This window comes from Caulobacter sp. (assembly GCF_965279145.1).
Taxonomy (GTDB): domain Bacteria; phylum Pseudomonadota; class Alphaproteobacteria; order Caulobacterales; family Caulobacteraceae; genus Caulobacter.
This window is the reverse complement of record NZ_OZ257139.1, coordinates 2,649,043-2,662,763: the sequence shown is the minus strand read 5'-3', so window position 1 is coordinate 2,662,763 and position 13,721 is coordinate 2,649,043. Positions and strand designations below refer to the sequence as shown.

Sequence of the window (13,721 nt, the reverse complement as noted above, 5' to 3'; positions counted from 1 at the left end):
GTCCTACTGCCGCATCGCCGTGATCAGACCTTCGATGCGGCGGCAATTGCGCCCCCTGTCCGGCCCGGGATCGCGACCGATCGAGCGCATGTCCACCCGCGCCCCGGCCGTGTCGGGACGAACCCGCACCACCAGATCATCGACCAGGCCGTACCAGTAGCTCTTGCCCGTGGCCTCCAGCCGCCCGTCCATCGGATCGTCGGTGATCAGGGTCAGCCCGGAGGCCAGCACCGCCGCTTTGGCGGCCTCATAGGCGTCGGCCGGCGCGCGTTCCAGCACCAGCGGTCGGGCCGCCGGACAGGTCTCGGCGTTGACGTCGGCCACGCGGCGCCCGGCGAAGGCCGATGAGCCGACCGGCAGGCTGGGGTCGTCCTCGACCGCCTGGGCGGAACCGCCGCGCGCGGCCAGGGTGGCGTCGGAGAAGCCCAGCGGGGTGCGCCAGTCGGTGGAGACGTCATGGATCGGAGGCGCCCCCGCGCCCATGGCCTTGACGCCGATCATGCCGCCGATGGTGGCGATGGTGATCAGCAGGGTCAGCAGCACCCGCTTCCAGAGCCCGCCGAAGCCGGCGATCAGACCGATGATCAGACCCAGAACGCTGGTCGCCACGCTCAGCAGCGCCACCTTGGGCGCCCATTGCTGGGCCATCAGGCCGTAGCCCAGCGACAGGTCGATCAGGCCGTATTTCACCCCCACCGCGCCCGCCGCCACCAGCAGGGCCGGCGCCAGGGCGATGACCAGGGCCACGTCGAGGAACAGCGACGCCCAGCCGGGCGCGGGCTTGTCGCCGCCCGAGGCGCGCGTCGCGCTCCTGCGCTGACGAGGCGTCAACGGCATGGCGAACGGCAGGTCCTCGGCGGTCGAGGCGACCGGCGCGGCCGCCGGCGTCGACGCCGCGAAGGGATCGGCCTCGGGCTCGCGCAGCCTCAGCGGCGGGTCGTCCAGAATTTCGGGGTCGGGCAGCGGCGGGGCCGCGAGAACCTGGACGACCTCCGGCTCGGGGGCATGGCCCGCTTCGGCTTCGGCCTTGGCGGACTGGATCAGCGCCTCGACCAGGCCGGATTCGGATCTCGGCTCGGGCTGGGGCTCGGGCTCGGCCTTGACCTCAGGCTGGGGCTCGGGCTCCGAAACGGTGAGAACAGCCTCGACCTCCGGGGCCGCCTCGACCGGCTCCGGCGCGTAGATCTTGGCGGCCTGCCCGCCATCGGCGGCGGCCAGCACGGGCGCGGCCGCGATCGTGGGCAGCACATAGTCCTTGAGCCGCGAACGGATCAGCTTCTTGTCGATCTTGCCGGTGGCGCCCAGCGGGATGTCATCGACGAACAGCACGTCGTCGGGCATCCACCACTTGGCGATCTTGCCCTGCAGGAAGTCGAGGAACTCTTCCTTGGTGGCGGTCTCGCCCTCCTTGAGCTTGACCAGCAGGATCGGCCGCTCGTCCCACTTGGGATGGGGCACGCCGACCACCGCCGCCAGGGCCGCCTTGGGATGGCCCATGGCGATGTTCTCGATGTCGATGGTGCTGATCCACTCGCCGCCGGACTTGACCACATCCTTGGCGCGGTCGGTGATCTGCATGAAGCCGTGGTCGTCGATGGTGGCCACGTCGCCGGTGTCGAAGAAGTCCTCGTCGTCGAGGATCTTGCCGCCCGCGCCGCGGAAATACTCACCGGCGATGGTCGGCCCCTTGATCTTCAGGTTGCCGAAGCTCTTGCCGTCGTGCGGCAGGCGCTGGCCGGCGTCATCGGTCAGCTTCAGCTCGACGCCCAGCGGCGGGCGGCCCTGCTTGAGCCGGTAGGCCATCTGCTCGTCGTAAGGCAGCGCGACCAGCTCGTCGGTCATCACCGACAGGGTGCCGACCGGCGAGGTCTCGGTCATGCCCCAGGCGTGGACCACCTCGACGTCATAGTCGTCCTGGAAGGCGCGGATGATGTGCTCGGGACAGGCCGCCCCGCCGATCACCACCTTTTTCAGCACCGGCAACTTCAGGTCATGGTCGCGCAGGTGCTGCAGCAGCATCTGCCACACGGTGGGCACGGCGGCCGAAAAGGTGACGCCCTCGGTCTCCAGCAGCTCATAGATCGAGGCGCCGTCCATCTTCGCGCCCGGCATCACCATCTTGGCGCCCGTGCCCGGAGCCGAGAACGCCACGCCCCAGGCGTTGGCGTGGAACATCGGCACCACCGGCAGGATCACGTCGCGCTGCGACAGGCCCATCACGTCGGGCTGCAGGGTGATCAGGGTGTGCAGGAAGTTGGAGCGGTGCGAATACATCACCCCCTTGGGATCGCCCGTCGTGCCCGAGGTGTAGCAGAGCCCCGCCGCCGTGCCCTCGTCGAAGCCGCCCCAGGCGCAGTCGGCGCCGTGGCTGTCGATCAGGGTCTCGAAACAGTGGGCGCCCTTGAAATTGGGGGCCTCGCCGGCCGGTTCGAAGGCCGTCATGTGCTCACCGTCGGTGAAGATGACGACATGCTCGATGCTGGGAACCTTGGGCAGGATCTGGGCGACGATCGGCAGGAAGGTCAGGTCGGTGAACAGCACGCGGTCGCCCGCGTGGTCGGCGATCCAGGCGATCTGATCCGGGAAGAGGCGCGGGTTCAGGGTGTGGCACACCGCGCCGATGCCCATGATGCCGTACCAGGCCTCCATGTGGCGGCCGGTGTTCCAGGCCAGGGTCGCGACGCGGTCGCCCGGCTTGATCCCCAGCGACAGCAGGGCGTTGGACACCCGCTTGGCCCGGTCGCGGATCTGCGCGTAGGTGGTGCGCACGATCGGCCCCTCGACCGAGCGGGTGACGACTTCACGACGACCGTGCCACTGGGCGGCATGGTCGATGATCTTGTCGACCGTCAACGCCCCGTGCTGCATCAACCCCTGCATCGACCTGGCTCTCCCGTTTCTCATTATTGGCCCAAGGCTATCGGCGCCGGACGGCCCGCGCAACGCGGCGCGCGCGAAGAGCGAACCTTCGCCGCTCCGTTTGACGGCGTGAGGTTGTGCGATGGACCCGGGCTCGCGCCCGCGCTGATCCGTCGCAGGCCGCATCAAAGCCCGGTTTGCCTTATCGGGTTATCGTCCCGGCTCGGCCACCCTCCGGCCTGATCAGGACGATTCCTTGCGCTGGCTGCAATCCCCCTGGGCCGACGAACGGCTGGATGAGGTGGCGATGGACACCCATCGCCTGCTGCCGTCGCGCGTGGTCTCGGCCGCGGTGGTGGCGGTGATCGTCGGGCGCGCCCTAGAATGGCGAGTGGCGCTGGGCTGGCTGATGGCCCTGATGGCCTGCGAGGGCCTGGCCCGCCTGGCCACCCGCCGCTTCAGGCCCGGCGTCCACGCCACGCCTGGCCTGCGCGCCGCCTTCGTTCTGGGCGCCCTGCCGATCAACATCGTCTGGGGCTGGCTGGCGGCGATGCTGTGGCTGTCGCCGACCTACGATCTGAAGCTGGCCGCCGTGGGCATCTGGGTGGGACAGATCGTTTTCGCGCAGAACTATCGCCATCAGCCCTGGGCGCTGGTCACGATCAGTTCCGTCGCGCCCCTGGCCAGCCTGGTGATCTTTCCGTTCTTCTTCTTCGACGCGCACGGTATCGGCCCCGACACCGCCCGCGCCGCCCTTCTGCTGGTGACCCTGACCACCATCAACACGATGATCTCCAACCGCGCCGCCGCCCGCCGCCTGGACGAACTGACCCACGGCCTGCGCGAGGAGCGCGAACGCGCCCTGGAAGCCACCCGCGCCAAGTCCACCTTCATCGCCGTCACCAGCCACGAGCTGCGCACGCCGATGAACGGCCTGCTGGGCATGGCCCACGCCCTGTCGCGCTCCGACCTCAACGAGACCCAGCGCGAGCAGATCCGGCTGATGATCAAGTCGGGCGACAACCTGATGCAACTGCTCAATGACGTTCTCGACCTGTCACGGATCGAGGCCGGCAAGGTTGAGCTGATCCCCGAGCCCTTCAATCTGCGCGAGACCGCCACCGAGGTCATCGACGCCTGGCGCGACGTGGCCGTGGTCAAGAACCTGGACCTGTCGGTTCATGTCGAACCGGACGTGCCCGCCTGGATCGAGAGCGACGTCCTGCGCGTGCGCCAGGTGCTGATGAACCTCGTCTCGAACGCGCTGAAGTTCGCGACGGAAGGCGGGGTCCGGCTCGAGGTCTCGGGCCGTCCCACGTCCGCGGGTCGCCACGAGATCGTCTTCGCCGTGCGCGACACCGGTCCCGGCGTGCCGCCCGAGGCGATCGACCGGGTCTTTGAAAGCTTCACCCAGGCCGACGACACGGTGTCGCGCCGCCACGGCGGCGCGGGCCTGGGCCTGACCATTTCCCGCGCCCTGGCCCGTCAGATGGGCGGCGACCTGACGCTGGCGCCCTCCGATCACGGGGCCTGCTTTGTCTTCAGCATCCAGGCTCCGGTCGCCCAGGCGGGTCAGGCGGCTCCGCTCACGGAGAACGACGACAGCGACGGCCTGGCCTCGATCCGTGTGCTGATGGCCGAGGACAACAGGATCAACCAGTTGGTGGTCCAGGCCATGCTGGAGGCCACAGGCCTGTCCCTGACCGTGGTCGACAACGGCCAGGCGGCGCTGGACGCCATGGTCGACAGCAGCTTCGATTGCGTGCTGATGGACATCAACATACCGGTGATGGACGGCATCACCGCGCTGCAGGCCATCCGGTCGGGCGCGGCCGGAAACCCCGGCCTGCCGGTCATCGCCCTGACCGCCTCGACCATGGCCGGCGATCGCGAACGCTTCCTCGACTTGGGCTTCACCGACCATCTGGGCAAGCCGGTCAAGCCGGCCGCCCTGATCACCGCCATCGCCCGCGCGGTCAGCCCGAACGCGGCGGATTCGGACGCGCTGCACGACGCGGCTTGAAAAGAGGGCGCGCGGCGCCCTCAAGGCTCGGAGCCGACAGTCGACGTGAGCCTTATCGCGGCGTGGCTTCAGGCGGGGTCATTTCGGGGGGCAGTCGGAACATGATCGGGACGGCGACATAGGCGCCGGCCGTCGGCTGACCGTCGGAGCCTCGCGGGGCCATCTGCATGAACTTGGCGACGGCCAGGGCCGAGCGGCCAAAGCCGTAGAGGGGCGGATCTTCGGATCGCACCAGGCAGGGCTCCAGCGCGCCCTCATCGGTGACCTTGCAGACGATAATCGCGCTCCCGCCCGCGATGAGTTTGGAGGTTCGATAGGGATAGGCGCCCAATATCTCGTCGTCCGTGGGCAGACGCGACCAGACCGGCTTCCTGACCCAACGGATTTCCGATGAATCGGCGCCTTGCGCCGACGCTGCGGTCCCGCACGTCAAAATCCCGGCGATCGCGACAACCAGGCCAAGCCTCACCCCGATCATGCCGCCCTCCTAGCCCATCGTTTCCGCCAGAGCCCGCGCCTCGTCCTCGAAGGCGCTGACCGTGTCGACCCGCCGCCAGGCGATGTCGCCGGTTTCGCGGGCCAACTGGGTTTCCAGCACGGCGACGTCGGCGTCCGAGGCGTCGTTGACGCGGGCGGCGACACGGGCGCGCAGCACTTCGGGCGGCGCTTCCAGCCAGACGCCCTGGAAGGCGACGTCGCAGCTCCGGGCCAGGGCCTCGGCGCGGGCGCGCTCCTCGGGTTTCATGAACACGGCGTCCAGCACCACCGAGCGGCGGGCGTTCAGGGCCAGGGCGGCGTCGTTGAACAGCTGGTCATAGACCCGCACGCTCATCTCCGGCGTATAGGCCTCGCGCGGCAGGCGCTGCAGCGACGGCACGCCCCACAGGCGCTTGCGGATCTCGTCGGTGCGCAACACCACCGCCCCGGGCGCCGAGCCCAGGCCGGGCGCGCACACACGGGCGAAGGTCGACTTGCCAGACCCCGACAGACCGCCGGTCGCCACCAGACTGACCGGACGCGGCGCCAGGTGCTCCAGCGCGGTGGCCAGATAGGCCCGCGCCGCCTCGTCGTCGCCGGTATAGGCCCAGACGTGGGTGCGGACGGCGGCGCGCACGCTGAGCATCAGCGGCAGGGCGGCCAGGCCGCTCCACAGGCCGTCGCCGAACGACCGCGCGGCCTCGTCGAGATAGGCGTTCAACACCCGGCCGGCCGCGTCGCGACGACGGCGGAAATCCAGGTCCATCAGCAGGAAGGCCAGGTCGTACTGGATGTCGATGTCCGACAGGGTGTCGTTGAACTCGATGCAGTCGAACAGGATCGGCTTGCGATCCTCGATCAGGATGTTGCCCAGGTGCAGGTCGCCATGACAGTGGCGGGCGAAGCCCTCGGTCGCCCGGCCGTCCAGCAAGGGGCCCAGGCGTTCCAGCGCCAGGTCGGTCTCGGCGATCAGGCGTTCGACCGCCAGTGACCCCAGGCGCGGGGCCAGGCCGCGCAGCAGGTTGGCGTTGGAGCGGATGGTGTAGCCCAGGGCGTTCACCCCGCCGCCCTGCGGCCGCAGGGTGGCCCCGGCATGGAACCGCGCCACGGTGCGGCCCAGGGCGTCTTCCAGAGCGTCGTCAATGGCCCAGGGCTGGGTGGCCAGCACGCCCTGCTCGTCGAACCGGCGCATCTCCAGCGCGTATTCGATCGTCTCGCCGTCGCCGTCGATCTCGAGGCCGCCCGAGGCGGTGCGGGTCAGCCGGCGAACGGCGCGATAGATGTCGGCCGCGGCGGCGCGATTGAAGGCCAGCTCGCGCTCCAGCGCCCAGCGCCGCAGCTCCAGCGTCGAATAATCGAGAAAGCCGAAATCGACGGGACGCTTGACCTTGAAGGCGGCGTCGCCCAGCAGGAACACCCTGGCGCAGGAGGTCTCGATGGTGTTCTCGGCCCTCTGGCCGAACCAGCCCGCCACTTCCTGCTCGCGCGCGGCTTCCGCGTCCTTGATCACGCCCAAAATCCCATTTCACCGCGCCTCTGGGGCCGCGTGGTGGTCCCATATCCGAATATCGCTCCGACGTCCTCGCCCATGACTTGCGCCGATGGTGAATACCCGATTAACTTGCAGCTCAGTGAAGCATAGAGTTTTGAAATGCTGATGGGCGCCGGCCTCAAGAGGGCCGAACACAAGCGACTTGAGATCCTCAACGCCGCGCGAGCACTGTTCCTGCGTACGGGATACAGCGATACGGGCATGGAAGTGGTGGCCAGGGCGGCGAGCGTTTCGACGGCCACCCTGTACGCCTATTTTCCCAGCAAGGCCGAGCTGTTTAAGGTGGTGATTCTCGAAACCGTGCGAGACATCACCGCGCCGGTTCGCGAGAGCGTCCGCATCAAGGGTGACGCCCGGACGCGGCTTCTGTCCTTCGCCAACGCCTATGCGGCCTTCTTCACCCGCCCCGTCAGCCGCGCCATCTTCCGGCTGGTGACCGCCGAGCGGCGCCGGTTCGAGGAGGTGGCCGAACATTTCCTGCAGAGCGCGCGCGACGAACTGGGCGGCGCCGCGATCTCGGTGATCAATGACCTGGTCGCGAGCGGCGAGCTCAAGGTCGAGAAATCCTCGTGGGCGGCGGGCCAGCTGTTGGGCATGCTCGATCACGTCACCCTGGTGCTGGGCATAGCGGCCGGCGACGAGGCCCTGCCCCGCAGGTCCCTGCCCCACATCTGCGACGACGCGGTCGAGACCTTCCTGGCGCGCTACGGCGCCAAGTGACCTACGGAAACAGCCGCTTGGTCGTCCAGCCCTCGGCGACGCGGTCATAGACCAGACGTTCATGCAGGCGGAACGGCCGGTCGCGCCAGAACTCGATCACCTGGGGAACGACGCGATAGCCCGACCAGTGCGGCGGGCGCGGCACCTTGGAGAGGCCGAACTTCAGGCCCATCTCGGCGACCCGTTTTTCCAGGGCCAGGCGATCGGGCAGAGGCCGCGACTGGTCGCTGGCCCAGGCGCCCAGCTGGCTGTGGCGGGCCCGGCTGGCGAAATAGGCGTCGGCCTCGGCCTCGCTGACCGGCTCGACCATGCCCCGGATCCGCACCTGGCGACGCAGGGACTTCCAGTGGAACAGCAGCGCGGCCTTGGGGTGGGCGTTCAGCTCCACGCCCTTGGCGCTCTGGGTGTTGGTGTAGAAGACAAAGCCCCGGATATCGAAATCCTTCAGCAGCACCATGCGCGAGTCCGGCATGCCGTCGGCGTCGACCGTCGAGACGGTCACCGCGTTGGGATCATTCGGCTCCTTCTTGCCGGCCTCGGCCAGCCATTCGCCGAACAGCGCGAACGGGTCGTTTTCCGGCAACAGCGGCAGGGGCTCGGCCTGGGTCACCTGGCGGACATAGTCATCCTCGCTGGGCGAGGCGGGGATCAGGGTCTTGTCGGTCATGAAGGGGATATAGGCCGATGCGCGCCCGGCGACCACCGCCTCTGAAAGTCTTAACTTAACGCCCCGTTGACCAAGACGCGGCAGGGTCGGCGCGATGTCCGCCCGGCCCGCCTCCTTCCTGACCCTTTCGGCCGCCCGCGCCCTGCTGGGCGTGGCGCCCGGCGCCGGCGAGCGCGAGCTGCGCGCCGCCTATCGCGAGGCGGCCAAGCGCGCCCACCCCGATCGTCCCGGTGGCGACGCGGCCCTGTTCCGCGACGTGCTGGCGGCCTACCGCCTGCTGCAGGACCAGCCGCCGCCGCGCGAAATCCATTTCCCGCCGGCCTGCGCCACGCCAGCCGAGACCCCCGTAAAACAGGCGATCCTGGAGCTGGACGTCGCCACGGCGGTTAACGGCGGGTCGATGGACATGGCCATCGACGGCCGCCAGCTGCGCCTGAAACTGCCCGCCGGCCTGCGCGTCGACGACAAGGTGCGGGTCGACGGCGTCACCTTCCTGGTCCGCCACAAGGGCGCGCGCGAGGCGATGGTCCGGGGCGACGACCTGTGGCTGACCGGCAAGGTCGACAAGCGCGTCCTGGCCGAGGGCGGCCGGGTCGAGGTCGACACCGCCCTGGGCCCGCGCCTGGCCTGGATCTCGACCAAGGCCGCCTCGCGCGGCCTGGTCCGCCTGCCCGGCCAGGGCCTGCCCGCGCGCGGGCCCCACGCGGCCGGCGACCTGTTCCTGCGCCTGGAGGCCGTCAGCTCGGGCGTCGAGAGCGCCGCGCGATCCCTGCTCAAGCGCTTCGCGGCGGCCTGGGCGGCTTAAAAGCCGATCGCGCGCGATTAAAATTCACCGCTCGCTCTTGAAATTATATCGTACGCGATTAAATCGCTTACATCATTCTTTCGCAATGGAGCGACCCCGATGACCACCCTTTACGAAGCCCGCGCCACCGTTGTCGGCGGCCGCGAAGGCCATGTCCGCAGCGACGACGGCCTGCTGGACCTGCAACTGTCGATGCCCAAGGCCCTGGGCGGCAAGGAAACCGGCTCCAATCCCGAGCAGCTGTTCGCGGCCGGCTATGCCGCCTGCTTCCAGAGCGCGATGGCCTTCGTGGCCGGCAAGCAGAAGATTCCCCTGACCGGCTCGCAGGTCACCGGCGTGGTCGGCCTGCTGCCGCAGGAGGTCGGCTTCAAGCTGGAAGTGACCCTCGAGGTCGAAACCGAGGGCCTGTCGCAAGCCGACGCCGAAGCCCTGGTTGCGACGGCGCACCAGGTCTGTCCCTATTCGAACGCCACGCGCGGCAACATCGACGTCACCCTGACCGTAAAGGCCAAATGAGCCAGTCCAAGGACATATCCGTCCAGGCTCCGGTCGAGGTTCTCCGCCTCGACCGGCAGCTGTGCTTTGCCCTGTATGGAGCCGCCCAGCGCATGACGCGGCTCTATCGGCCGCTGCTCGACGCGCTGGGCCTGACCTATCCGCAATACCTGGCCATGCTGGTGCTGTGGGAGCAGAGCCCGCGCACCGTGGGCGCGATGGGCGACGCGCTGGACCTCGACTCCAGCACCCTGACGCCCCTGCTCAAGCGGCTCGAGGCCGGCGGCCTGATCGATCGCAGCCGCGACCCCAAGGACGAGCGCCGGGTGGTGGTGGCCCTGACCGACAAGGGCCTGGCCCTGCGCGAGCAGGCGCTGTCGATCCCCGAACGGATATTCTGCCAGGTCGGCCTGCCGCTCGACGAGCTGACCAGTCTGCGCGAGAAACTCAAGACCGTGGCCGCTTAGGAACCCGGGGCTCGTAGGGCAGGATCGGCGGCAGGTGCCTGATCAGAACCCGCGCGGTCAGGGCGGCGTCGGCCGCGATGGGCGGCGGTTCGCCGAACACCGCCTCCCACAGGCCGGACCATTCCTGGCGTTCATGCTCGCTCACGATGCGGCTCCTTCGACATGCAAATGTCGGGCGCCGCCAGGTCGTTGCTGGTTAACGCCGCGCTAACCAAGCTTTCTTCACGGTTGCTCCGCCAACGCGTAGATCCGCTCGCAAGCGACCCACTTCTCGCCCGGCGCCGCCCACGGCAGGGCTTTCTGGAAGCTCCACATCAGAGCCTCCCAGGCCTGGACCTCGGGATTGGCCGCGTCGGCCGCCGCCTTGGCCTCCGGCGAATAGTCCTCGCCGACCTCCATGATCATGAACAGCCGGTCGCCGGTCAGATAGATCTCCAGCGCCTGGATCCCGGCCGCGCGGATCGCGGCGTTGACCGCCGCCGGCGGACCGCCCGGCGCGTGCCAAAGGCGATAGGCCGCGATCGCCCGCGGATCGTCACGCAGGTCCAGCGCGTAACACAGGCGGCGTGTCGACATCCCGATCTGCCCCTCAACAACTTTCATATTTGACGACAAAATTCACATATGATGGGCTGCCGCCAGAGAAAAGGCGTCCGGCCAACGGACCCGGCGAGGGAACAGTCATGGAAAGCGGCCCAAGACCCAGGACAGCGCTCGCGCCGCTGATCCTGATCACCGCTCTCTTCTTCCTGTGGGGCGTGGCCAACAATCTCAACGACATCCTGATCCCGCAGTTCAAGAAGACCTTCACCCTCAATGACTGGCAGTCAGGCCTGGTGCAGTCGGCCTTCTACATGGGCTATTTCGCGCTGGCCCTGCCGGCGGGGATGGTGATGCGGCGGTTCGGCTACAAGAGCGCCGTGGTGCTGGGGCTGATCCTGTATGGAGTCGGCGCGTTGCTGTTCTATCCCGCCGCCCAGGCGCGGGACTATGCGTGGTTCCTGGCGGCCCTGTTCGTGATCGCCAGCGGCCTGGCCTTTCTGGAAACCTCCGCCAATCCGCTGATGACCGTGCTGGGCGATCCCGCGAAGGCGGAGCAACGGCTGAACTTCGCGCAGGCCTTCAATCCAGCCGGCTCGATCACCGGCATCTTCATCGGGCGGGAGTTCATCCTGTCGGGCCATGAACCCACCGCCGCCGACCTGGCGGCCATGAGCCCGGCCGCCCTGGAGCGCTTCCGCGACGCCGAGGCCCATGCGGTGCAGGCGCCCTATCTGGCGCTGGCCGCCGTGGTGCTGCTGCTGGCCGTCACCGTGGCGCTGGTCCGCTTCCCCGCCCAGGCCAATCGTCCGCCGGCCGACGCCAACGAGGGCTCGGTGCTGGACGATTTTCCCAGGCTGCTGGCCCGTCCGCGCTTCGTGTTCGGGGTCGCGGCGCAGTTCTTCTATGTCGGGGCCCAGGTGGGGGTGTGGAGCTACATGATCCGCTACGCCCAGGCCGAGGTTCCGGGCATGGGTGAAAAGACCGCCGCCGCCGTGCTGATCGCTTCCCTGTGGGCGCTGTTCGCCGGCCGGTTCATCGGCGCGGCCCTGATGGGCGTGATCCCCGCCGCGCGCCTGATGGCCGGCTACGCCGCGATCAACGTGCTGCTGGTCGGCGTCGGCGTGACCGTCGGCGGAATGACCGGCCTCTACGCCCTGGCGGCCACCAGCTTCTTCATGTCGATCATGTTCCCGACCATCTTCGCCACGGCCGTGAAGGACCTGGGGCCGCTGACCAAGACCGGCTCGTCCTTCGTGGTCATGGCCATCATCGGCGGGGCGGTGATGACGCCGCTGATCGGCTGGATCTCGCACCTGTCGTCAATGCGAATGGCGATGATCGCGCCGGCCGTCTGCTTCGCCGTGGTCGGCCTGTACGCCCTGTCGACCGGCAAGGCCACGCCCGCCCGCCCCGCGTCGGTCGGACACTAGCAACATGCTGATCGACGCCCACCTGCACGTCTGGCGGATCGGCCGGAACGACTGCGCCTGGCCGACCCAGGACCTGGCGGCGATCCACCGCGACTTCGGGCTGGAAGACCTCAAGGCCGCCGGCGCTCCGGTGGGCCTGAGCGGCGGCGTGCTGGTGCAGTCCCAGCCCAGCGACCGTGACACCGCGTGGCTGCTGGACCTGGCGGCCACCGAGCCCCTGGTTCTGGCCGTGGTCGGCTGGAGCGACCTTGCCGCGCCCGACGCACCGGTCCGGATCGCCGACCTCGCCCGACGGCCCAAGCTGCGCGGCCTGCGCCCGATGCTGCAGACCCTGGACGACGACGCCTGGATCCTCGCGCCCGCGCTCGAGCCCGCCATCGCCGCGATGGTCGCCCACGACCTGACCTTCGACGCGCTGGTCCTTCCCCGCCACCTGCCGCACCTGCTGACCTTCGCCCGCCGCTGGCCCGACCTGCCGATCGTCATCGACCACGGCGCCAAGCCGGACATCGCCGCCGGCCGTCTGGAGCCCTGGCGCGCCGGGATCAACGCCCTGGCGGCCCAGCCCAACGTCTTCTGCAAACTGTCGGGCCTGCTGACCGAAGCCGGCCCCGAGCCCTCCGCCCAGGCGATGGCGCCCTATGTGGCCCATCTGGTCGAGGTGTTCGGTCCCCAGCGCCTGATGTGGGGCAGCGACTGGCCGGTGCTGAACCTGGCCGGCGACTATGCCGGTTGGCTCGACCTCTCCCGCCGCCTCGGCGGACTCACCCAGCCCGACGATCTGGCCGCCTTGTTCGGCGAGACGGCGCGGCGATTTTATCGTCTATGAACAACCATGCCCGAGCTTGAAGACAACGACCGCAAATACCGCGCGCCAGCCCTTGAAAAGGGCCTGGACGTGCTCGAGCTGCTGGCCGCCCATCGCACGCCCCTGACCCTGTCGCAGATCTCCACCGCCCTTGACCGCTCGGTCAGCGAACTGTTCCGCATGGTCCAGGTGCTGGAGTTCCGGGGCTATGTCGGCCCCGCCCCCAAGGGCGACGGCCTGGTCCTGACCAACAAGCTGTTCGCCCTGGGCATGACCCGAGCCCCGGCCAAGGACCTGCTGGAAGCGGCCCTGCCCCGCATGCGCCAGCTGTCGTTCGCCATCGGCCAGTCGGTGCACATGGCCGTGGCCAGCGACGACCAGATGGTGGTGGTGGCCCGCGTCGAGGCGCCGGGCGACCTGGGCTTCTCGGTCCGTGTGGGCTATCGCCGGCCGCTGGTCGAGGCGACCTCGGGCCTGGTGCTGTACGCCTTTCAGCCCGAAGCGATCCGTACCGAATGGCGCCAGCGCCTCAAGCCCCTGGCCGGCGCCGAGCGCTGGAACGACTTCGAGGCCCGCGCCAAGGCCGCCCGCGCCCAGGGCCATGTCAGCGCCGTCAGCGCCGTGACCCGCCTGATCACCGACCTGTCGGCCCCGGTCATGGGTCCCGAAGGCGTCGCGGCCGCCCTGACCAGTCCGTATGTCGAGACCCCCGCCGCCATCCCGATGGCCGACACCGTCGCCGCCATCCAGGCCACGGCCCGGGAGATCTCGGTGGAGCTAGGCGCCGCGTAGAGCGGATTTGGTTCGGATTGAATCGCGCATCCAAATTTCCCGTCTCCCCGGCGAAGGCCGGGGCCCAGATGAAACCCACGAGA

The 13,721-nt window shown here is 69.0% G+C and carries 14 protein-coding genes; 8 read left to right on the top strand and 6 right to left on the bottom strand.

Annotation, left to right across the window (positions count from 1 at the left end; translation table 11 throughout):
* Positions 1–3: 3 nt before the first annotated feature.
* On the bottom strand, positions 4–2,880 hold the full coding sequence (locus tag ACQY9P_RS12520) for a long-chain-fatty-acid--CoA ligase (protein ID WP_421738937.1): 2,877 nt from the start codon (positions 2,878–2,880) through the stop codon (positions 4–6).
* Positions 2,881–3,115: 235 nt separating this feature from the next.
* Between ACQY9P_RS12520 and ACQY9P_RS12515 the strand changes: the two genes are divergently transcribed.
* The gene (locus ACQY9P_RS12515) at positions 3,116–4,882 is read left to right on the top strand and encodes an ATP-binding protein (protein WP_421738938.1); all 1,767 of its coding nucleotides are present in this window, start codon (positions 3,116–3,118) and stop codon (positions 4,880–4,882) included.
* Between the two features lie 52 nt (positions 4,883–4,934).
* Here ACQY9P_RS12515 and ACQY9P_RS12510 read toward each other — a convergent pair whose 3' ends face one another.
* Positions 4,935–5,360 (bottom strand): TonB family protein, encoded by a 426-nt coding sequence (locus tag ACQY9P_RS12510; RefSeq protein WP_421738939.1) that lies wholly within the window; start codon positions 5,358–5,360, stop codon positions 4,935–4,937.
* Positions 5,361–5,369: 9 nt separating this feature from the next.
* Positions 5,370–6,869: an AAA family ATPase gene (locus ACQY9P_RS12505; protein WP_421738940.1), complete on the bottom strand. Its 1,500-nt coding sequence runs from the start codon at positions 6,867–6,869 to the stop codon at positions 5,370–5,372.
* A 141-nt stretch (positions 6,870–7,010) separates the two neighbouring features.
* Here ACQY9P_RS12505 and ACQY9P_RS12500 point away from each other — a divergent pair, with 141 nt between their 5' ends.
* Positions 7,011–7,631, top strand: coding sequence for a TetR/AcrR family transcriptional regulator (locus ACQY9P_RS12500; protein ID WP_421738941.1), 621 nt, complete (start codon positions 7,011–7,013; stop codon positions 7,629–7,631).
* 1 nt (position 7,632) lies between these two features.
* Here the strand turns inward: ACQY9P_RS12500 and pdxH are convergent, their stop codons facing one another.
* A complete protein-coding gene (pdxH, locus tag ACQY9P_RS12495; protein WP_421738942.1) occupies positions 7,633–8,298 on the bottom strand; it encodes a pyridoxamine 5'-phosphate oxidase in 666 nt (221 codons plus the stop codon).
* Between the two features lie 94 nt (positions 8,299–8,392).
* On the opposite strand from pdxH, the gene ACQY9P_RS12490 reads away from it, so the two are divergent.
* The 3 genes from ACQY9P_RS12490 (at position 8,393) to ACQY9P_RS12480 (ending at position 10,065) form a co-directional block, all read left to right on the top strand.
* Positions 8,393–9,103, top strand: coding sequence for a DnaJ domain-containing protein (locus ACQY9P_RS12490; RefSeq protein WP_421738943.1), 711 nt, complete (start codon positions 8,393–8,395; stop codon positions 9,101–9,103).
* A gap of 99 nt (positions 9,104–9,202) precedes the next feature.
* Positions 9,203–9,619, top strand: a complete 417-nt coding sequence (locus ACQY9P_RS12485; RefSeq protein ID WP_421738944.1) for an organic hydroperoxide resistance protein — start codon at positions 9,203–9,205, stop codon at positions 9,617–9,619.
* Entirely contained in the window at positions 9,616–10,065 is a 450-nt protein-coding gene (locus tag ACQY9P_RS12480) for a MarR family winged helix-turn-helix transcriptional regulator (RefSeq protein WP_421738945.1), read from the top strand. Before ACQY9P_RS12485 ends, ACQY9P_RS12480 begins: the two co-directional genes overlap by 4 nt.
* Here ACQY9P_RS12480 and ACQY9P_RS12475 read toward each other — a convergent pair.
* On the bottom strand, positions 10,046–10,210 hold the full coding sequence (locus ACQY9P_RS12475; protein ID WP_421738946.1) for a hypothetical protein: 165 nt from the start codon (positions 10,208–10,210) through the stop codon (positions 10,046–10,048). The two genes, ACQY9P_RS12480 and ACQY9P_RS12475, sit on opposite strands and share 20 nt — an antisense overlap.
* A 77-nt stretch (positions 10,211–10,287) precedes the next feature.
* Positions 10,288–10,641, bottom strand: a complete 354-nt coding sequence (locus ACQY9P_RS12470) for an L-rhamnose mutarotase (RefSeq protein WP_421738947.1) — start codon at positions 10,639–10,641, stop codon at positions 10,288–10,290.
* A gap of 107 nt (positions 10,642–10,748) precedes the next feature.
* On the opposite strand from ACQY9P_RS12470, the gene fucP reads away from it, so the two are divergent.
* From fucP to ACQY9P_RS12455, 3 genes are read left to right on the top strand one after another with little or no spacing between them, the layout of a single operon-like run.
* On the top strand, positions 10,749–12,038 hold the full coding sequence (gene fucP / locus ACQY9P_RS12465; protein ID WP_421738948.1) for an L-fucose:H+ symporter permease: 1,290 nt from the start codon (positions 10,749–10,751) through the stop codon (positions 12,036–12,038).
* A gap of 4 nt (positions 12,039–12,042) precedes the next feature.
* Positions 12,043–12,867 carry an amidohydrolase family protein gene (locus ACQY9P_RS12460; RefSeq protein ID WP_421738949.1) on the top strand — a complete coding sequence of 275 codons (825 nt, stop codon included), beginning with the start codon at positions 12,043–12,045 and terminating at the stop codon, positions 12,865–12,867.
* A gap of 6 nt (positions 12,868–12,873) precedes the next feature.
* Positions 12,874–13,638 (top strand): IclR family transcriptional regulator, encoded by a 765-nt coding sequence (locus tag ACQY9P_RS12455; protein ID WP_421738950.1) that lies wholly within the window; start codon positions 12,874–12,876, stop codon positions 13,636–13,638.
* The last annotated feature ends 83 nt before the right edge of the window (positions 13,639–13,721 follow it).